Source organism: Devosia sp. P3_B2 (assembly GCF_056402875.1).
This window is the reverse complement of record NZ_JBFUGO010000001.1, coordinates 382,211-400,930: the sequence shown is the minus strand read 5'-3', so window position 1 is coordinate 400,930 and position 18,720 is coordinate 382,211. Positions and strand designations below refer to the sequence as shown.

The window sequence follows — 18,720 nt, the reverse complement described above, 5'->3', positions numbered from 1 at the left end:
TTGGGCGCCACTGACCGAAGTAGGGCGACACGACAGAGTTGGGTCGGAGTGCCTCGTTCGGGACAGAGTTGCCCAGTTCTCGACGGCCGCTTTGGGCCATAAGCGGTCGTCTGCTGTGCTGGCGTTTAGGCACCCGCTGACTGGATCTCCCCGCCCGGAATGGCGTCCGTCTCAGATTCCCCAGGTGCCATTGCATCGCTCGAAGGTCGCGCGGCTACACATTCTCTGACGTGAAAATATCAAAGGGCAGGATGCTTGTCTGGTTGCGAGAGTCCTCCAGGTTTGATGTCGCGCGCACCATGTTCGAGACGATCTCGGTCGCGAGGCGCTCCAGTGGATGGGCCAGCACCACGGTCACCGAATGATCGAGCAGCGCCGTGCGCGTCACGTCCATCAGGTCGTGGGCGATAATGACGATCTCGCCCGCCTTGTCGGCGTTGCGTAGCGCCGACAGCACTCCGGTGATGCCGCCGCCGGCCACGTAGATGGCGGCGAGGTCGGGGTGCTCGTACAGGAGCTTCTCGGTGATCTCCTGCGACACGCTGCTCGTCTCGAAGGTCGAGAGCGCCTCGAGAACGGTGAAGTGGGGGGCGTGCTCGCGGAAGTATGAGCGGAAGCCGCTTTCGTTCATTTCCTGGCTGCGGAATCGGTGACTGCCGACGAGGATCGCGACCTTGCCCGGCTCCTTGCAGGCATGTGCGACCGCCCAGGCCGCCGTCCGGCCCACCTTCCAGTTGTCCAGCCCGACATAGCGCAGCTGACCGGTGGGTGAGCTCTGCGAGATCAGCGCGAAGACCGGCACCCCCCGCTGCTCCAGTTCGCCGATGGCGCCGGCGACCAGGGCGTGCACCGGCGCCACGACCCCGATCGCGTCGCAGGTCTGCCCCAGTGCGAGCAGTTTGGACGCCGTGGTTTGTGGCGCCAGGTCTTCGGCAAACTCGATCTCGAGTTCGATGTCGTGGCCCTCGAGGCCTCGCGCGGCCGCCTCCAGGGCAGCCGCCACGTTCCTGTAGAGGCGGGTTGGCTGCAGCAACAGGAAGCCGAAGCGGTGCTTGGCCCGACGCGCGGCGACGCTCGATTGAATGGTCCCCAGCCCGTAGAAGCCGATCCGCTCTGCCGCATCGCGGACCTGCCTCATGGTGGCGTCGCGGACGTTTTCGGCGCCGGCCAGCACCCGGTTCACCGTGGAGATGGACACCCCTGCTGCTTCAGCGAGGTCACGAATTGTCGGGCGCGCCACGTCGATCTCGTGTCATTTCGTATCATTGAATGAGACCGTATGACATGGATGGAATGAAATCAATGAGCCAGTTCAGCTTTCGTTGACTCTCATCCTGAGCTGTTGAGTATCGCCGCCACAAGGGGCGAATGCTCCAGGGAGGGAAATGTGAAACAAGCGAAGTATCTTCTTACGGCACTGGTAGCGGCGTCTCTGATGGCCTCGAGCGCCATGGCGGCGAACATCGCGGTCGTCGGGGGGTCGAACGACGACGCGTTCTGGAACATCATCAAGAAGGGCCTCGACGACGCGACGCCCGGGATCGTCGCCAATGGCGGCTCGGTCAACTACCTGCGCCTCGTCAACTACGACAATTTCGCGCCTGACGTGGTGCAGCTGATCCGCACCGCGATCTCGATGGACGTCGATGGGCTGGTGATCCCTGACTGGGTGACGGAAGCCGAGGACCCGGCGATCAAGGACGCGGTCGCGGCCGGCATCAAGGTGATCCTGATGAACGCTGGCGGGGCGGACAAGGCCCATGAACTGGGCGCCATCAACTATGTGGGCTCGGACGAATACGTGGCCGGCACGGCAGGCGGCGAGTACTTCGCCGCGCACGGCCAGAAGAACGTGCTCTGCATCAACACGCTGCCGGGCACTGCCAATATCGAAGCGCGCTGCAAGGGCGTGATCGACGGCATCACCGCCAAGGGCGGCAAGGGTGCGCAACTGCCGCTGCCCTCGACTTCGTTCGGCGATGCCACCGCGGTTGCGGAAGCCATCAAGGCGACGCTGCTGCAGGATGAAACCATCGACGGCGTGATCACCATCTCGGCCGGCGATGCGGACTCGGCGGCTATCGGCATCAGCCAGGCCGACAAGACGGCCACGACCATGCTTGGCACGTTCGACCTGAACCAGGCCGGCCTCGACCGTGTGAAGGGCGGCACGCAGCTGTTCGCCATCGACCAGCAGCCCTACCTGCAGGGGTTCCTCGCGACAACCTTGCTGGCCTCCGCCATCGACTTCGGCACCGACCTGCCCACGTTCCCGGTCCTGACCGGCCCGGGCATCGTCGATGCGTCTAACATCGATGCGACGCTGGCTGGCGTGTCAAAGGGCGCGCGCTGATCGCGTGCTGACGACCTCGGTCCGCCGCCCCTCTGCGGCGGGCCATCTCGTTCTTGAATTCGGGAGAGTCCCAATGAACCGTAGCTTCTCGCTTGGCGGGCTGTTGCGCCGTCCCGAGGCGGGTGCCTTGCTAGGCCTCGTGGCCGTGCTGGTCTTCTTCTCGATCTTCGGCGGGACCTCGTTCCTGAAGATCGCCGGCATGTCGAGCTGGCTCAACGTTGCGGCCACCCTGGGCGTCATCGCCATTCCGGTCGGCCTGCTGATGATCGCGGGCGAACTCGATATCTCGGTCGGCGCCATGGTCCCCGCCGGTGCGATGACGGTGTCCATCATCTCCGGGCATTTCGGCCTGCCGATCTGGGTCGGCATTGCCGCCACGCTGGGCCTTGGCGTCGTCGTGGGCCTGATCAACGGCCTGATGGTGGTGCGGACGGCGGTGCCCTCGCTCATCGTCACGCTCGGCAGCCTGTTTGCGGTCCAGGGCATGGTGCTGGGCCTGTCGGTCTTCATCACCAAATCCACCAGTGTCGCCCTTAAGACCGATGGCTTTGCCAAAGCGGTATTTGGCGATTTCGTGTTCGGCCAGCTTCAGGTGATGGTCATCTGGTGGCTCGTGGCCACGGCGGCCTACGTCTACTTCATCCACTTCTCAAAGTTCGGGAACTGGGTCTTCGCCATGGGCGGCGACAAGGTTTCCGCGCGCAACGCCGGGATCCCGACCGAACGGCTGACCATCACGCTGTTCGTCCTGTCGTCCACCAGCGCTGCCTTCGTCGGCATGTGCCAGGCGATCCTCTACAATTCCGCGCAGGTCGCGGGCGGCCAGTCCTTCATCTTCAACTCGATCATCTCGGTCGTCGTCGGCGGCGTGCTGCTGACCGGCGGGTTCGGCTCGGTGATCGGTATCTTCTTCGGAACCATCACCTTCGCCATCGTGACCCAGGGCATCTACTACACTGACTTCGACCGCAACTGGTCCAGCCTGATCATCGGCGTGCTGCTGCTACTTGCCGTGCTGATGAACAACACCTTCCGCCGGGCGGCCCTCTCCTATGCGCCCAAAACCAAGGGGGCCAAGTGATGGCAAAGCCGATCCTGAAGCTGTCGAACATCAGCAAGCATTTCGGTCCGATCGACGTGCTGCATGACATCTCGCTCGAAGTGAACGCGGGCGAAGTGCTGTGCCTCCTGGGCGACAACGGCGCCGGCAAGTCGACCGTCATCAAGACCCTCGCAGGCGTCTTCAAGCCGAGCTCGGGGACCATCGAGATGGACGGTGAAGTGGTCGAATTCACCGGGCCCCGCGATGCGGCCAACCGCGGCATCGCGACAGTTCACCAGTTCGGCGGCACGTTTCCGCTAATGAGCATCGGCCGGTCGTTCTTTGTCGGGGTGGAACCGACGCGAAAATTCGGTCCGCTCAACATCTACGACCGACGAACCGCCAACGAGATCGCCGTCAAAGCCGTGCAAGGCTTCGGCATCACCCGGATCGACGATGGTGATCGCCTCGTGGGTGGCCTGTCGGGTGGCGAGCGCCAGGCGCTGGCGATTGCCCGCGCCGTGCACTTCGGTGCCCGAGTGCTCATCCTCGATGAACCGACCGCTGCGCTGGGTGTCAAGGAGGCGGCGCACGTCCTGCGCATCGTTCTCGAGGCCCGCAAGCGCGGTCTGGCGGTGATCTTCATCACCCACCAGGTCATGCACGCCATGACCGTCGGAGATCACTTCGCGGTGCTCATTCGCGGCGCCAAGGCAGCCGATTTCAGGAAGGGCGAGATGACCCGTGAGCAAATCACCGACCTGATGGCCGGCGGCGAGGCCATGGCCGCGCTGGAAGCCGAAATCGAAAGCCACAGGAATTCCGACGCCGGCGCGCCTTCTGGCGCCACGCCGTAGCAGTTCGCTCCCTTCGCACCAGGAAGACACCGATGAAGATCGCACTTGACCCGTTCATGCACCGCCACCTGTCGCTCGAGGACCTCCCGGCGAAGGTGAAGGAACTTGGCTACGACTGGATCGAGCTGTCGCCACGTGGCGACTTCCTCGAGTGGTTCAAGGCGCCGCGCGTCTTTCCCGAGCGGGTGAAGTCCTTCAAGCGCGCGCTCAAGGAGCAGGGGGTGGGGATCGCCTCGCTGCTGCCGATGTACCGCTGGGCCTCCAACGACGAGGATGAGCGGCAGGCCGCCGTCCGTCACTGGAAGCGCGCCATCGAGATCGCCGTCGAGATGGAAGTCGACGTCATGAATTCCGAGTTCGGGCGCGGGCCGCACCCGGACAAGGGCACCTGCTACTGCTGCCACACCGGTTCGATGATCGAAGCGTGCGAGGACGCCTGGTGGCGCTCGTTGGAGGAACTGGTGCCACTGCTCGAGAAGCAGGGGATCACCCTACACATCGAGCCGCATCCGGAAGACTGGGTGGAAACGCTGCAGCCGGCGGTCGACATTATCCGCACGGTCAATTCCAAGAGCGTCAAGTTCCTCTACTGCGCCCCGCACACCTTCTATTTCGGCGACGACACCAAGGCGATGTTGCGCGAGTGCGCCGACGTCCTCGCACATGTGCATGTGGGCGACACGTTCAACCACAAGGCCAGCTCGGGGCTGCGCTACATCATCAACCCGCCGGGCTCGACCGCCCGCGTGCACCAGCATCTCAACATCGGCCAGGGTGAAGTGCCCTGGGATGACTTCTTCGGCACGCTGGCCGAAATCGGCTTCGACGGGATCATGACGGCTTGCGTCTTCGCCTGGGAAGAGCGTGCCGACGAGTCGGGCCGGTTCATGCGCAAGGAAATGCAGCGCTACATCGACCAGTACTGGCCCGCGAAATGACTGCGATCCTGTCGCCGCTCTAGCGCCCGCGGCACTGGCTCCTGCTGTCCGCGGGCCCGACTCCACGTTTCGAATAACTATGAAGGCAAAGAAGATGTTGAATGGCGAAAGATCCATCAAGGCCCCGCTTCGCTGGGGCATGGTCGGCGGCGGTCGGACCGGGCAGGTCGGCTACAAGCACCGCACCGGCGCGCTGCGCGACGGCACATACCGCCTCGTCTGCGGCGCCTTCGATCTGGATGCCGAACGCGGCCGGGATTTCGGCGTCAACATCGGCGTCGACGCCGGACGCTGCTACGCCGACTACAAGGAACTGATCGCAGGGGAGGCCAAGCGTGAGGATGGCGTTGACGTGGTCTCCATCGCCACCCCCAATTTTACCCACTACGAAATCACCAAGGCCTGCCTCGAGGCTGGCCTCCACGTCATCTGCGAAAAACCGCTGTTCTTCAGCGTTGCCGAATGCCTAGAGATCGAAAAGCTGGCCGAAGAGAAGGGCCTGATCGTCGGCGTCACCTACGGCTTCACCGGCCATCCGCTGGTCCACCAGATGGCGGCGATGGTGAAGAAGGGCATGCTGGGCGACATCCGCATCGTCGACCTGCAATACACCCACGGCTTCAACGCGGGCGACGACGTCGGCGCGGGCGAGGCCGTGAAGTGGCGCACCAATCCCCGGACCGCCGGTCCGACCTTCGTTCTGGGCGATATCGGCACCCACCTCTACTACCTTTCCGAGATCGTGCTGCCGCATCTCAGGATTGAGAAGCTGCTCTGCGACCGCAAGGCCTTCATTGCGACCCGCGCGCCGCTCGAAGACCACGCGACGGTCTTGACCCACTACGACAACGGGGCCCGTGGCCGGCTCTGGGTGTCCTCGGTGAACGCCGGCAACATGGGCTCCCAGCGCTACCGCTTCGTCGGTTCCAAAGCCTCCCTCGAGTGGTCCGATTCCCGTCCCGACCAGTTACTCTACGACGTGCAGGGCGAGCCGAACCGCATCCTGCACCACGGCATGCCGTATCTCGAGGAGGAGAGCCTGGCGGTCGACCGCATGGGTGCGCTCCATACCGAAGGGCTCGGTGACAGCTGGTCCAACATCTACCTGTGGATCGCAGAGGCCATCGACGCCAGCAACCGCGGCGACAAGGCCTTCCTCGCGACCCATCACTACCCCGGCATCAAGGCCGGCACCGAAGGCGTGCGCTGGCTCGAGAACTGCGTGCGCTCCGCCGACGCCGGCTCGGCCTGGGTCGACTTCCAGTAACCCTTCTCCCCCCTGGGGCGCGCTCCGGCGCGCCCCTTCTTTGGACGGAACGACGATGAAACTCTCTATCTGCACCGACGTCATGGGCAATCTGCCGTTCACCCAGATGCTCGACAAGTGCGTGGCATTGGGCGTCGAGGGCGTCGAAATGACCGGCGGCGGCTGGTCGCCGGCGCCGCATTTTCGCGCTGACGAACTGCTGGCCGACGAGGCGCTGCTCAAGTCCAAGCTGAAAGAGATCGAGGCTCGCGGCCTCCACATCGCAGCGCTGAACTGTTCGGCAAATCCCCTCGATCCAGGCGAGATGGGCAAGCGCCATCGCAAGGAGATGGAGGATACCATCCGTCTCGCCGGCGCCATCGGCGTCAAGACGGTCGTCACCATGTCCGGGCTTCCGGAAGCGGCCCCGGGCGACATGGTGCCGAACTGGCTCGTCTACACCAAATCCTGGCCCAACGAGATGCCGGAGCGCGACCGCTACCAGTGGGAAGACCGTGCCTTCCCGCTGTGGCACGATCTCGTCAGGCTGGCCGACGAGGTTGGCGTCGAGAAGTACGCGCTCGAGAACTTCTCCGCCATGCTGGTGTGGAACCCGGAGACCCTGTTCCGGTTGCGCAACGCAGTCGGTCCCAAGGTCGGCATGAACCTCGATCCCAGCCACCTGATGTGGATGGGTGCCGATCCGATCGCCTCTGCGCGCGCCCTGGGGAGCGCCATCCACCATTGCCACGGCAAGGACACCCGCATCGAACGCGGGCGGGCCGATGTCGACGGGCTGCTGGAGCTTCGCGAGGTGACGGACGTCGCCAACCGCACGTGGAACTACGTGGCGGTGGGCGCCGGGCACGATCTGCAGTGGTGGAAGGAGTTTTTCTCGGTCGTCCGCATGCAGGGCTACAACGGCTGGGTGAGCCTCGAGATGGAGGATTTCACCATGTCCGTCGAGGCCGGCATCCAGTCTTCGGTCGATGCACTGAAGGCAACAATCAGCCGCTGAGATCCGGTCAGAAGCGAGAGCAACGGCATGAGCGTTCCCATCACCATCACCTGCGCCCCGTGCTGCTGGGGCGTGGACGACGTCAGGAACCCGCATCTGCCGGCCTGGGAGCACGTGCTGGACGAAGCACGCGCTGCCGGCTTCGACGGGCTGGAACTCGGCCCCTACGGCTACCTGCCGCTCGACGTGGACCCGGTTTCAGCGGCGCTGGACCAGCGCAATCTTCGCATCGTCGCCGGCACGATTTTCGACAACCTCGTCGATCCCCGGAATCGCGAGAACCTGCTGCGCCAGACCGAAGAAATCTGCGCCCTCATCACCCGCCTGCCCAAGCCGGCCAACCATGTCCACCAGCGTTTCGAAGCGCCGTATCTCACCGTCATGGACTGGGGGCACGACGCGCGGGACTATGCCGCCGGGCATTCCGACCGCGCGGTTCGCCTCGACCGCGAAGCCTGGGCGGGCATGATCGGAAACATCCGCGCCATCGCCGAGCGCGCACGAGACGGCTTCGGCGTCCGTGCCGTCATTCACCCGCACGCCGGCGGCCACATCGAGTTCGCCGACGAGATCGAGCGGATCGTCGAGGACGTCCCGGCAGAGATTGCCGGCCTCTGCATCGACACCGGGCACACCGCCTATGCCGGCATGGACCCTGTCGAGACGCTCCGCCGCTACTGGGACCGCATCGACTATATCCATTTCAAGGACATAGACCCGGTCGTGTTCGACGCGGTCATGCAGGAGCGCATCCGCTTCTTCGATGCCTGCGCCAAGGGGGTGATGTGTCCCATCGGCCGCGGCTCGATCGACTACGGTGCCGTCTACGACCTGCTCAAGTCGCGGGGCTACGCGGGCTACATCACCATCGAGCAGGAACGCGATCCGCGAAACACCGGCAGCATCCTCGATGACCTGGCAGCGAGCCGGAGCTTCCTCCGGGAAGTCGGATTTACCAACTGGGAGGGCTAGAGATGTTTGAACCCGCTCTCGGCATTGAGCGTCTCGGCACCATCAAGGAAATCTCGACCCTCGCCGGTGTCGCGGAGAGCACGGTACATCGCGCGCTGAAGGGCCAGCGCAACGTGAGCAAGCGAACCCGTGGCCGGGTTATCTCCGCCGTATGGGAGATCAACGCCCGAAAAATCCGCCTGGTAGAGGGCGTGAACCGCGATCTCTAGCCGATCACGTTTGAGGCCGTCCGCGTCGCCGCCACGGGGGCGATGGTCTGAGCAATTGCGCAGCGCACACCGCGGGGCGATTTCGTGCAGCGAACGTCCGCTATTGGCGCAAAAGTGGACCTTCTACGCCGCTACTGCCTGCCAACGAGTCGGTTCAGCGAACTGGTGGTGGAATGAAGCGCCCTAATGCCAAGTGCGAAATGGCCCATTAGAGAACGGCCGGACTGCATCGCGAATTCGGGCTCCGAATTCGCCGTCTCCAGTTGGGTTCGCGCCGCTGCCAAGGCGAATAGACTCGACTTTCCCGAGGGTTAGCCGGCGACCCCTTGCAAAACCAAAAACACCCGCAATATCAATTAGTTAATGGCGGGGAGGAGGAACACGAAATGGCGATGGAGTTGATCTTGGCTAACCCTCGTAAATGTCTAAGGAATTTCGAGCGGGGGGTCAGTCTATAAGTTATTGATTGCGTTAGCTTATCGAACCGATTGGCAGCTAGTTTGCGACTAAACTCCACCACTGGTTTTGAGCAGGTCCCTCCCTCCACGCGGTAGCCTCTCAAATGTCCGCCTTGAGCAGAAGCTGCCATTGAGCAGTTTGGTGCCACAGGCAGACTCTAGGCTTTGATAAGCAGACGGTTCGTTTCATGCCGGGTGGGCCAGCAAAGTGAGTCTCGCGAGGGTATCCGTTAGGCCCGCCCCTTCTCGTAAGGTTGCCCCAACGCCGCCGGCGCACCGCTTCGGCTCGCCGAAACCGCGAGCACCACGATGGTCAGCACATAGGGCAGCATGATCAGAAACTGCAGAGGTACCCCGCTAGGCAGCAGCTGCGCGCGAAGCTGCAGCGCCTCCGCCGCGCCGAACAGCAGTGCCGCGACAAGCACTCCGAATGGATGCCGACGCCCGAGGATAAGAATGGCGAGCGCGATATAGCCGCGACCGGCCGTCATGTTGTCGAGGAACACCCCCGTCGCGCTGATCGAGAGGAATGCGCCACCGAGTCCCGCCAGCGCCCCGCTTACCGCCACCGCCGCATAGCGGATGACGATCGGGTCGAGCCCAAGCGTCTCGGCCGCCTCGGGGTGCTCGCCCACCGCCTTGATCGAGAGCCCTACGGTGGAGCGGTGCATCACCAGCCAGGCGGCGGCGACCAGGCCGAGCGAAAGGTAGGTCAGCGGATCATGCTGGAACAGCAGCGGCCCGAGGATCGGGATCTCGGCCAGCGCCCCGAAATCCACCGGCGCGAACGGCGTGACCCGCGGCGAACTGGTGCCGCTGCCGAAGGCCAGCCGGAAGAAATACGCCGAGACCCCCAGCATCAGCAGGTTGAAGGCGATCCCCACCACCACCTGGTTGGCCCTGAGCGTCACCGCGTAGAACGCCAGCCCCAACCCGGCGATCGCCCCGACCAGCAACGCCGCCCCGGCCCCGAGCCACAGGTTGCCGCTCCAGTGGACGGTGATGAAGCCGACAAAGCAGCCGATCAGCATCATCCCCTCGAGCCCGATATTCAGCACCCCGGACTTCTCGGCGAACATGCCGCCCAGCGCCGCGAGAAGGATCGGGATTGACAGCCGCACGCTGGCGGCGATGAACCCGGCAAGCACCGGATCGGCGAGCCACCCCATCTCAGCCTCCCGCCGCGGCGCGCTTGCGCAACAGCCGCGGCATCGCGTTCTGCCCGATCAGCAGCAGCACCACCAGCGCCTGGATCACCGTGGTCAGCGCGCTCGGTACCCCGGCCGCGGATTCCATCGTCGTCGAACCGATCTGCAAAGCCGCGAACAGCACCGCCGCCGCCAGCACGCCGAGCGGATTGGTCTGCCCGAGCAGCGCAACGATGATGGCCGTGTAGCCGAACCCCGGCGACAGGTTCTCGATCATCCGCCGCTGCACGCCCGCGACCTCCGAGAACCCGGCGAGCCCAGCCAGCGCGCCGCACACCAGGAACCCGGTCCACAGCGCCGCCTTGACGTTCATGCCGGTATTCTCCGCCGCCCGCGGATTATAGCCCACGGCCCGTAGCCGGAACCCCGCAACCGACCGCCACAGAAACACCTGCGCGACGATCGCCACCAGGATGACGATCAGCAGCCCGGCATGGAGCCGCGTCCCCTCGAGCAGCATCGGCAGCCGCGCCTCGGCGCCGAGCCGTGCCGTCCGCGCCAGCGGCGAACCCGGATCCTGCAACGGCCCGTGCAGCAGGTAGCCGACGAAATAGATGGCGATGTAGTTGAGCATGATGGTGGTGATCAGCTCGTCCGCTCGCAGCCTGAGCTTCAGCACTCCGGCGATAGCCGACCACGCCGCCCCGGCAATCGCCGCCGCGATCCCCATCGCCGGCAGAACAAGCCATTGCGGCTGGCCGGCGAGCTGCAGCCCCACCCACGCCGCCGCGGTGCCGCCGATGAACAGTTGCCCCTCGGCCCCGACATTGAACACGCCCGCCCGGAACGCCAGGGCGATGCCGATGCCGCAAAGCGCCAGCGGCACCGTGCGGATCGCTGTCTCGGCCAGCCCGTTCGTGCTCCCCAGCGACGCCTCGAACAGGCTAGCGTAAGCGAGCAGTGGATTCCGCCCGATCAGCGCGATGAGCATCGCCCCGACTGCGAACGCGATCACCACGCTCGCCACGCCCGAAAACACCGAGCGTGGCAAGAGGTACCGCCGCACCAGCCTGGCAGCGGCCTCGGACGCCGTCTCGCTCACGCCGCCCTCCCGGCCATCATCAGCCCCAGCTTCTCGACGCTGAACTGCGCACGCTCCACCACCCCCGTCACCTGCCCTTTGAACAGCACCACGATCCGGTCGCTCAGCGCTAGCACCTCGTCGAGTTCGGTCGAAATCAACAGCACCGCAGCTCCCGCCGCCCGCCGCTCCAGTAACCGGCTCTGCAGGAACGCCGTCGCGCCGATATCGAGCCCGCGTGTCGGCTGCACTGCAATGATCAGCCGCGGATCGCGGCTCAGCGCCCGGCCGAGCACGACCTTCTGCTGGTTGCCGCCCGAGAGCGAGCCGATGCTCTGCTCGACGCTACCCAGCCGCACGTCGAAATCGGAAACCAGCGCCTCGGCAAAGCGCCGCGTCTCGCCCCGCCGCCGAAGGCCCCAGCGAGAGAACTGCGGCCGCCCAGCCTCCTCCGCCACCGCATTGTCGGTGACCGACATCCGCTCGAATATCGCCGTGCGATGCCTATCCTCCGGAATGTGCGCCAGCCCCGCCGCGATCCGCTCGCTCACCGGCCGATGCGTCATCTCGACCCCGTCGATCAGCACCCGCCCCGCACCGGGCCGCTGCAGCCCGACGATGGCCTCAGCCAGCTCCTGCTGCCCGTTGCCGTCGACCCCAGCCACCGCCACGATCTCACCGGCCCCCACCGTCAGGCTCACACCCTCTAGCCGTCGTACGCCGCGCACGTCGGTTAGCCCCAGCCCTTCGACTTCGAGCACGGGCTGGCTGTCGGCCACCGTGCCCTCGAGATGCGGCAGCGCTACCTCACCGCCGACCATCATCCGCGCAATCTCGCGCGGCTTCGTCTCAGCCGTCCGCAGCGTCCCCGCTACCCTGCCACGCCTGAGCACGGTGATCCGGTCGGTCACCGCCATCACTTCGTTAAGCTTGTGCGAGATGAAGACGATCGCGGTGCCGCCCTCAGCTAGCGACCTCAGCACAGGAAACAGCGCCGCGCTCTCCTGTGGTGTCAGCACCGCCGTCGGCTCGTCGAGCACCAGTATCTTCGCGCCGCGATACAGCGCCTTGACGATCTCGACCCGCTGCTGGCTGGCGACCGAGAGTTCGCCCGCGAGCGCTCGTGCGTTGACCGCCAGCCCGAAGCGAGCCCCCAGCGCATCGATCTCGTCGGCCAAGTGATCGAGCCGCGGAAACCAGGTCCGCACCTCCTTCAGCCCGAGCGCAATGTTCTCGGCCACGGTCAGCGTCGGCACCAGCATGAAATGCTGGTGCACCATGCCGATGCCGAGCCGCCGCGCCGCGAGTGGGCCGTCGATCCGCACCACCACGCCGCCGACCTCGACCGTCCCGGCCTCGGGCTGCAGCAGGCCGGCCAGCACTCGCATCAGCGTGGTCTTGCCGGCCCCGTTTTCGCCCAGCAGCGCGTGGATCTCGCCTGGCGCTACTGCGAAGCTCACATCGTCATTGGCCACCACCGGGCCGAAGGCGACGCGGATACCCCGCATCGCAACCGCCGGTGTGTCCTCGTCAGTGGTCGTCACGTCGGGATCATTGCACTTCGGTCGTATCGAGCGGCACCTCGAACGTGCCGGCCTTGATCGCCTCGATCTTGTCGCTGACCGCGCTCAGCACCGCCGGATCGACATTCTTGTCGAGCCCGTGGAAATCAGCGAGCCCGACCGAGCCGGCGGCAACGCCATACGACCAGTTCTCGCTCTTCCAGGTGCCGTCGATCACCGCCTGGCCGACCGCCGTCACGAGCGGCCCGAGGTCCCAGGTGACGCTGGTCAGCACCACTTCGGGCCCCAGGTGGTTCTGGTCGGTCATCGCGCCGAGCGCCAACACCTTCTTCGACAGGGCCGCGTCGATGACGCCGACGCCCTGCGCGCTCAGCACGTCGGCGCCCTGCTCGACCTGCGCGATCGCCGCTTCCTTGGCCTTGGGCGGATCGAACCATGAGCCGATAAAGGTATGGAGCACCTTGATCTCGGGCTTGATTTCCTTTGCGCCGGCTTCGTAGGCGTGGAGGTTCGCCAGCATGTTGGGCGCCGGCATACCGCCGACCCAGCCGACCGAGCCGGTTTTGCTGGCACCCGCAGCGAGCATGCCCGCCAGATAGGCGCCCTGATAGTCAGGGTTCGAATAGGTGCCAAGGTTCGGCGCCAGTGACGCCGCGGTGCCGGCCATGAAGATGGTGGCGGGGAAATCCTCGGCCGCGTTCAGCGCGGCATCGCCGAACGAAAAGCTGTGCGCGAAGATCAGCCCATAGCCGCGCTCGGCGAAGTCGCGCAGCAGCCGCTCAGCATCGGCGTCGGTGACATTCTCGACATAGGCCGTCTCGACCCCCAGCGCCTTGCCGGCGGCCTGCAGGCCATTGTAGCCGACCGAGTTCCAGTCATTGTCGGTGATCGGACCAGGCAGGATCATCGCGATCTTAAGCGGGTCGGCGGCCAGAGCCGGGGTCAGCGCCGTCGAGGCGACGAGCAACAGCGCCGCCTGCGCGAAGCGCCGGCGGGAAAGAGTCATCAAGGATGTCATTCGTTTCTCCTGGGTCACGCGCCGCGCGAGGCGTGGGCAGGCCCCAGCGTCCTCACATTCGGGATCGCAGCGCGACAGCGGATCGTATGACAGCTGGGGTTGTCGTCAATCGTTTCATGCCCGACTGGAGGCGCAGGTACCCCCTACCTTGGGTGCATGGCTAGCTGCCCATGCACCGATGAAACCAGCGTGATGATCCCAAACGAGCGTGGACTGCGTCCCTGCCTTGTAGTCGGTCCGCGAACGAGTGATGGAGTGAAGCGCCCCAATGCCAAGTGCAAAACTGGCCATTAGAGAATGACGCGAGTGCATCGCGATTTCGGGCTCCGAATTAGGCGTCTCCAGTTGGGTTCGCGTGGCTGCCAGGGCGAATAGACGCGACCTTTCCGTGGGTTATCCAAGGCGCCTTGAGGAGACAAAAACACGTTTAATATCAACGAGTTAGTGGCGGAGAGGGAGTCAGGACGTAGCAGGCTGTTCCTGCGGCTCTCCGGGCATGATGCTCTGCGGACAGACAGGCGGACAGACGATTGCGAGTAATTCAGTGGTCCTGCTCGCCCAGTTGATGGCTTTGTCCGCTACTCAGGCGCGGAGCTAGTCTTGAAATACACTTGCTCCTTTCCACGCGGGTCGCACCGACTAAAGGTGTCAGCGGTGTGGGGCGGCGGGGGGTACAATTGAAGGCGCGAGAACTGCTGGAAAACGGCGTGAGCTGGACAGATGCCATGACGCGCATCGCCCTGCCGATCGTTCTTCATACCGCAATGAACGGTGACCGCATCACATATGGCAAGCTTAATCAGGCTGTAAGTCGAAGTGGCGGCACCGCAGCGATGGCGATTACATATCGCTTTGTAGCAGGAAAGATCGGAGATATTTGCGAGACTCTGGCGGACGATCTGGGAGAGCCAGTACCACCGTTGAACTCTATCATCGTCAACGAACGCACGAGGCTTCCCAGCCACGGCGTGGACACGTATCTCCTGCGATACCTTGGGAAGCCCGCCAAGCTTCTGGCTAAGATGGCCGACGAGGACAGGAAGGCATACGCCAATCAGGCAATCGAGGCTGTCCACAGCTTCGAAGCGTGGACGAAAATTGCAAACCTCCTTGGCTATCCACCCACTGCCGACAAACCGCTGGATCGCGGAAAGCCCATCCCACCCCCCGACCACCATGCATTTTCGACTGGCCCGGAGTCCGAGGCACATAAGGCGCTCAAGCATTGGGTCGCGGATCATCCGGAGCAATTCATCGCCTTCGGCGCCTTCGGAAAGGGCAAATGCGAGCGCGATCTTTCATCCGGCGATCGCCTGGATGTGCATTTCGACAATGGCAGCAAATCGCTTGCGGTTGAGGTTAAGGCTGCCGCTGCATCGGTCAGCGAGGTCCAGCGAGGCGTCTATCAGTGCGTGAAGTACCGGGCGGTTCTGCGAGCGATGCAGCTCGCGGCATCGAGGCCTCCCAACGGCAACGCCGTACTTGTGCTTGATCGAAAACCGCCGGCTGTCGTAGCTCAACTCGCCGAACGCTTGTCGGTGCGGGTGATAAGCGTTGATATGAGCAGCAAGTCGTAGCCGAGTTCATCCAAGGTCATTCTCATTGCCGGCGGCCGGCAACAAGGGAGTGTGTTTCCGGCCGTATATTCTGTTGCACAATCAATCCATTGCGCCGGCTGAGAGATGACAGCAACACTGGTGTCACCTAGGCTTGCAGCTCGCTGGCGGTCGGCTGTTGGCAATGGGAGGCATTCTTGGCACGACAACACAGCGCCCCGCTGCTGCTTCGCACCGGTTACCCTGGCGCGTTTCCGTTGCCGCAGGTCAGCACGCAGGCCGGAGAAGGCAGCGTGGATGAGGCATTCATTCAGGCCTTGGTTCATGAGCATCCCGGCTCCCTGCCTATCGCCGAGATCGATCCAGTGTTCGTCGGTCCAGTGCCAATCTGCAGGGAGCTGAACACACCGGCCGGTGCGATCGACAACTTCATGATCACGCCCTCGGGTCTTCCGGTGCTTGTCGAATGCAAGCTTTGGCGCAACCCGGAAGGTCGGCGAGAGGTGGTCGGGCAGATCCTCGACTACGCGAAAGAGCTCAGCCGATGGTCCTCGTCTGACCTTCAACGCGAAGTGAGCCGGCGCCTTAAGAGGGACGGCAACCCGCTGCTTGAGCTGGTTCGAGCTGTGGCTCCCGACGTCGACGAAGTTGCCTTCAACGACGCCGTGACGACCAACCTTCGTCGTGGCCGCTTTCTCCTGCTGATAGTCGGAGACGGTATTCGCGAAGGCGTGGAAGCCATCGCCGAGTATCTGCAGGCGCACGCCGGACTTCACTTCTCACTCGGCTTGGTGGAGCTGCCGATTTACGAACTACCGGGTGGTGGGCGCCTAGTGGTCCCTCGAGTGCTTGCAAGGACAGTGAACATCACTCGCAACGTGGTCGCCGTCCCAGAGGGCTTCGCTCTGGACCAGCCAAACCCGGCGGGAGATGGAACTGGCTCAACCAGCTCGCCGCAGGCCGACAGGCAACAGCAATTCTGGGGGGAGTTCCTATCGGTCCTCAAGATCGACGATCCAGAGCAGGCGAAGCCGTCCCCTGCCCGGCTGGGATACCTGAGCTTTATGTTGCCTGCTCCCGGGGGGAGTAGCTGGCTAACAGTCTACCGGGACCAGCGAGCCGGCGAGGTCGGCGTGTTTCTCTCTTCGTCGAGGAACAGCCCCGGTGAGTATGCCATGCAAGCAGTCGCCGATGACTGGCAGACGGTCAGAGATGAACTCGGTGGGACGGCCCAGTTGGTCCAGGCTGACGGTCGTCCGCGCATCATTGACTCACTGCGGACGGGCGCCCTCGATCAGGCGGAGGCGCGCCACGCGGCGTTTGAGTGGCTGGCGGAACGAGTGAACACGTTTATCAGCGTTTTACGCCCCCGCGTGCGGTCCGCGGTCGCCGACTTTCAGGCCCGAGAAGAGGGGACAAAGTGACTACCGACGACGAAAGCGGTCCGAAGACTGTGACCCGTGAAGAGCTCTACGCGCAGGTGTGGAAGACGCCGATGAGTCGCCTTTCTACGGAATATGGCATCTCGGGAAAGGGTTTGGCCAAGATATGCGACCGTCTCAAGGTCCCCTACCCGCCTCGCGGCTACTGGGCGAGGAAGGAGGCCGGGCAGAGGGTGCTCACTTATCGCTTACCCAAGGCCGACGAAGAGGTGCCGGCCAGCGTCACCATCACTCCCACTCCGCCTCCGGTGGAACTGCCCGGTCTTCCGACTGATGTTCAGGTCAAGGCAGATGCGGCCCGAAAGGACGGGGAGAGGGTATCGGTCGCGGATCGTCTCGCGAAACCACACCGGGTGATTGCTGCCTGGATTGAGGCGGCTGCTCAGAGCCGGGCTGAGGCTCAGCGAGAGCGTGAGCCTTGGCGCAGGAAGTGGCTGCTGGAGCGCGCGGTCTTTACGGACATGGAACGTCGAAAGCACCGTATCCTTGACGCGCTGTTCAAGGCGCTGGAGCGCAACGGCGCGAAGGTAACTGAGACCGAGCGACGAGAACTCATTGCCGAACCCAGCGGCGAGAGGGTCGAGTTCGGCGTTCGCGAGAAGCAGATACGCCGTCCTCTCACCGTGGATGAGAAGAAGTGGGCTTCCCCCGGAAGCAGAGACTGGAAGAAGGACCTGGAAGCGACCGGCAGACTGGTGTTCGCAATCAAGGGATACCCGCCAGCTGGAGTTCGCACAGAATGGCTGGAAACCGAGGAACAACCGCTTGAGGACATGCTTCCAGACATCGTCGCAGCATTCGTCGCCTTAGGACCCCTGCTGGTCGCCCGGCGGCTGCAGCGGGAGGAGGAGGAGCGACAGCGGCGGCTAGCTGAGCAGAGACGTTACGAGGAGCAGCAGCGACGCAAGCGTGACGACAAACGCTGGAAGACGCTCATTTCGCTCGCTCAAATGAAGCGGGATGCCGAGCTAGCCGCAGAGCTCATCGCCGCGCTCAAGTCGAAAGACATGGATTCCGACGCCGTGGTTGACGGCCGTCCGCTTCGCGAATGGATCGACTGGGCCGAGGAACGCGCGGCGAAAGCCAACCCAGCTAACCTTGGCGCGCAGGCGGTTTTCGAACAGATTGCTTCAGTGAACGAGTGGAACTATCGCGACGAGTTACAGGGCTGAGTGGTCGACGGTTCGATACCTTGCGGATCTGCTGGTGCTCTGCCCATGCACACCGCCGACCTGCTTCTCAGCCGGCCGTCAATTCGCGCGCTTGTAGATGGTGACCCCAGGTGGCGTTTGCCATGCATAGGAAAGCTTGCACCCCACATAGGTTTTGTCGATGTCGTCCAATCTGAACGAAGCCGAATTTGGCACTTTAAGGTTCCAAGCTCCCGACGCCGATAGAGGCCCGCCCAAAACAAGGGCTACATGCCCATGCTCCGGCTCGGGTTGCACTGCCACGACTGCTACCCCTGCAGCGGCCTCATCAGCGGCAGTTTGCAACACCGCCTGATCATCGGCCGCCCCTATCTCCTCCCAGTTTGCACTCGACGAGATCTCCGCAGCAATCTCGTTGGCCGACTTCCAACGACCGCCGACAGGGGTGAAATCCGTAATGCCATAGAGTGCTTCAAGACCTCTTGCGAAGAACCAGTTGCAGGCCGTCCTGTCAGACAAGGCGTTCTCAGTATCGTCGCCGTAGTCCTTGCACTGCATGAACTCCATGAGCGTGTCGTAGGCCGGCAGCCGTCGCTCACCTTCCCAATAATACGAGTCCTGGTTCATGCAATCCTTTGCCTGGGCCATCCCTAATCCAAACCATATTGTCGCCAATACGGTCAGTGCCCGAATGATCATCCCCATCCT

At 63.9% G+C, this 18,720-nt stretch carries 17 protein-coding genes; 11 read left to right on the top strand and 6 right to left on the bottom strand.

Annotated elements, in window-relative coordinates:
* Nucleotides 1–214 precede the first annotated feature (214 nt).
* The gene (locus AC1DV8_RS01960; protein WP_477156276.1) at nt 215–1,240 is read right to left on the bottom strand and encodes a LacI family DNA-binding transcriptional regulator; all 1,026 of its coding nucleotides are present in this window, start codon (nt 1,238–1,240) and stop codon (nt 215–217) included.
* Between the two features lie 195 nt (nt 1,241–1,435).
* On the opposite strand from AC1DV8_RS01960, the gene AC1DV8_RS01955 reads away from it, so the two are divergent.
* From AC1DV8_RS01955 to AC1DV8_RS01920, 8 genes are all read left to right on the top strand, one after another.
* Nucleotides 1,436–2,353, top strand: a complete 918-nt coding sequence (locus tag AC1DV8_RS01955; protein ID WP_477156381.1) for a substrate-binding domain-containing protein — start codon at nt 1,436–1,438, stop codon at nt 2,351–2,353.
* Between the two features lie 73 nt (nt 2,354–2,426).
* Entirely contained in the window at nt 2,427–3,434 is a 1,008-nt protein-coding gene (locus tag AC1DV8_RS01950) for an ABC transporter permease (protein WP_477156275.1), read from the top strand.
* Nucleotides 3,434–4,252 (top strand): ATP-binding cassette domain-containing protein, encoded by an 819-nt coding sequence (locus AC1DV8_RS01945; RefSeq protein WP_477156274.1) that lies wholly within the window; start codon nt 3,434–3,436, stop codon nt 4,250–4,252. Before AC1DV8_RS01950 ends, AC1DV8_RS01945 begins: the two co-directional genes overlap by 1 nt.
* Nucleotides 4,253–4,284: 32 nt before the next feature.
* Complete coding sequence (locus tag AC1DV8_RS01940) at nt 4,285–5,190, top strand: sugar phosphate isomerase/epimerase family protein (RefSeq protein ID WP_477156273.1); 906 nt, start codon at nt 4,285–4,287, stop codon at nt 5,188–5,190.
* A 94-nt stretch (nt 5,191–5,284) separates the two neighbouring features.
* On the top strand, nt 5,285–6,457 hold the full coding sequence (locus tag AC1DV8_RS01935; RefSeq protein ID WP_477156380.1) for a Gfo/Idh/MocA family protein: 1,173 nt from the start codon (nt 5,285–5,287) through the stop codon (nt 6,455–6,457).
* A 55-nt stretch (nt 6,458–6,512) separates the two neighbouring features.
* Entirely contained in the window at nt 6,513–7,454 is a 942-nt protein-coding gene (locus AC1DV8_RS01930) for a sugar phosphate isomerase/epimerase family protein (protein WP_477156272.1), read from the top strand.
* Nucleotides 7,455–7,481: 27 nt separating this feature from the next.
* Complete coding sequence (locus AC1DV8_RS01925; RefSeq protein WP_477156271.1) at nt 7,482–8,426, top strand: TIM barrel protein; 945 nt, start codon at nt 7,482–7,484, stop codon at nt 8,424–8,426.
* Between the two features lie 2 nt (nt 8,427–8,428).
* Nucleotides 8,429–8,635, top strand: a complete 207-nt coding sequence (locus tag AC1DV8_RS01920) for a LacI family DNA-binding transcriptional regulator (protein WP_477156270.1) — start codon at nt 8,429–8,431, stop codon at nt 8,633–8,635.
* Between the two features lie 688 nt (nt 8,636–9,323).
* On the opposite strand, the gene AC1DV8_RS01915 is transcribed toward AC1DV8_RS01920, so the two are convergent.
* From AC1DV8_RS01915 to AC1DV8_RS01900, 4 genes are read right to left on the bottom strand one after another with little or no spacing between them, the layout of a single operon-like run.
* Nucleotides 9,324–10,262, bottom strand: a complete 939-nt coding sequence (locus AC1DV8_RS01915) for an ABC transporter permease (protein WP_477156269.1) — start codon at nt 10,260–10,262, stop codon at nt 9,324–9,326.
* Nucleotide 10,263: 1 nt separating this feature from the next.
* Entirely contained in the window at nt 10,264–11,343 is a 1,080-nt protein-coding gene (locus tag AC1DV8_RS01910; RefSeq protein ID WP_477156268.1) for an ABC transporter permease, read from the bottom strand.
* Nucleotides 11,340–12,866 carry an ABC transporter ATP-binding protein gene (locus AC1DV8_RS01905; protein WP_477156267.1) on the bottom strand — a complete coding sequence of 509 codons (1,527 nt, stop codon included), beginning with the start codon at nt 12,864–12,866 and terminating at the stop codon, nt 11,340–11,342. Before AC1DV8_RS01905 ends, AC1DV8_RS01910 begins: the two co-directional genes overlap by 4 nt.
* 7 nt (nt 12,867–12,873) lie before the next feature.
* Nucleotides 12,874–13,863 carry a BMP family protein gene (locus tag AC1DV8_RS01900; protein WP_477156266.1) on the bottom strand — a complete coding sequence of 330 codons (990 nt, stop codon included), beginning with the start codon at nt 13,861–13,863 and terminating at the stop codon, nt 12,874–12,876.
* Nucleotides 13,864–14,540: 677 nt separating this feature from the next.
* Here AC1DV8_RS01900 and AC1DV8_RS01895 point away from each other — a divergent pair.
* The 3 genes from AC1DV8_RS01895 (at nt 14,541) to AC1DV8_RS01885 (ending at nt 18,033) form a co-directional block, all read left to right on the top strand.
* Entirely contained in the window at nt 14,541–15,440 is a 900-nt protein-coding gene (locus AC1DV8_RS01895) for a hypothetical protein (protein WP_477156265.1), read from the top strand.
* Between the two features lie 176 nt (nt 15,441–15,616).
* Nucleotides 15,617–16,843 (top strand): hypothetical protein, encoded by a 1,227-nt coding sequence (locus AC1DV8_RS01890; protein WP_477156264.1) that lies wholly within the window; start codon nt 15,617–15,619, stop codon nt 16,841–16,843.
* Nucleotides 16,840–18,033, top strand: coding sequence for a hypothetical protein (locus AC1DV8_RS01885; protein WP_477156263.1), 1,194 nt, complete (start codon nt 16,840–16,842; stop codon nt 18,031–18,033). The genes AC1DV8_RS01890 and AC1DV8_RS01885 overlap by 4 nt, the downstream gene beginning before the upstream one ends.
* Before the next feature lie 78 nt (nt 18,034–18,111).
* Here AC1DV8_RS01885 and AC1DV8_RS01880 read toward each other — a convergent pair whose 3' ends face one another.
* Nucleotides 18,112–18,711 carry a hypothetical protein gene (locus AC1DV8_RS01880; protein WP_477156262.1) on the bottom strand — a complete coding sequence of 200 codons (600 nt, stop codon included), beginning with the start codon at nt 18,709–18,711 and terminating at the stop codon, nt 18,112–18,114.
* Nucleotides 18,712–18,720: the final 9 nt, after the last annotated feature.

Excerpts from the sequence above, each read along its gene's own strand:
- AC1DV8_RS01935 (WP_477156380.1), top strand. The coding sequence starts at position 5,285 with ATGTTGAATGGCGAAAGATCCATCAAGGCCCCGCTTCGCTGGGGCATG.
- AC1DV8_RS01940 (WP_477156273.1), top strand. The coding sequence starts at position 4,285 with ATGAAGATCGCACTTGACCCGTTCATGCACCGCCACCTGTCGCTCGAG.
- AC1DV8_RS01920 (WP_477156270.1), top strand. The coding sequence starts at position 8,429 with ATGTTTGAACCCGCTCTCGGCATTGAGCGTCTCGGCACCATCAAGGAA.
- AC1DV8_RS01955 (WP_477156381.1), top strand. The coding sequence starts at position 1,436 with ATGGCCTCGAGCGCCATGGCGGCGAACATCGCGGTCGTCGGGGGGTCG.
- AC1DV8_RS01950 (WP_477156275.1), top strand. The coding sequence starts at position 2,427 with ATGAACCGTAGCTTCTCGCTTGGCGGGCTGTTGCGCCGTCCCGAGGCG.
- AC1DV8_RS01930 (WP_477156272.1), top strand. The coding sequence starts at position 6,513 with ATGAAACTCTCTATCTGCACCGACGTCATGGGCAATCTGCCGTTCACC.
- AC1DV8_RS01900 (WP_477156266.1), bottom strand. The coding sequence starts at position 13,863 with ATGACATCCTTGATGACTCTTTCCCGCCGGCGCTTCGCGCAGGCGGCG.
- AC1DV8_RS01925 (WP_477156271.1), top strand. The coding sequence starts at position 7,482 with ATGAGCGTTCCCATCACCATCACCTGCGCCCCGTGCTGCTGGGGCGTG.
- AC1DV8_RS01915 (WP_477156269.1), bottom strand. The coding sequence starts at position 10,262 with ATGGGGTGGCTCGCCGATCCGGTGCTTGCCGGGTTCATCGCCGCCAGC.
- AC1DV8_RS01880 (WP_477156262.1), bottom strand. The coding sequence starts at position 18,711 with ATGATCATTCGGGCACTGACCGTATTGGCGACAATATGGTTTGGATTA.
- AC1DV8_RS01945 (WP_477156274.1), top strand. The coding sequence starts at position 3,434 with ATGGCAAAGCCGATCCTGAAGCTGTCGAACATCAGCAAGCATTTCGGT.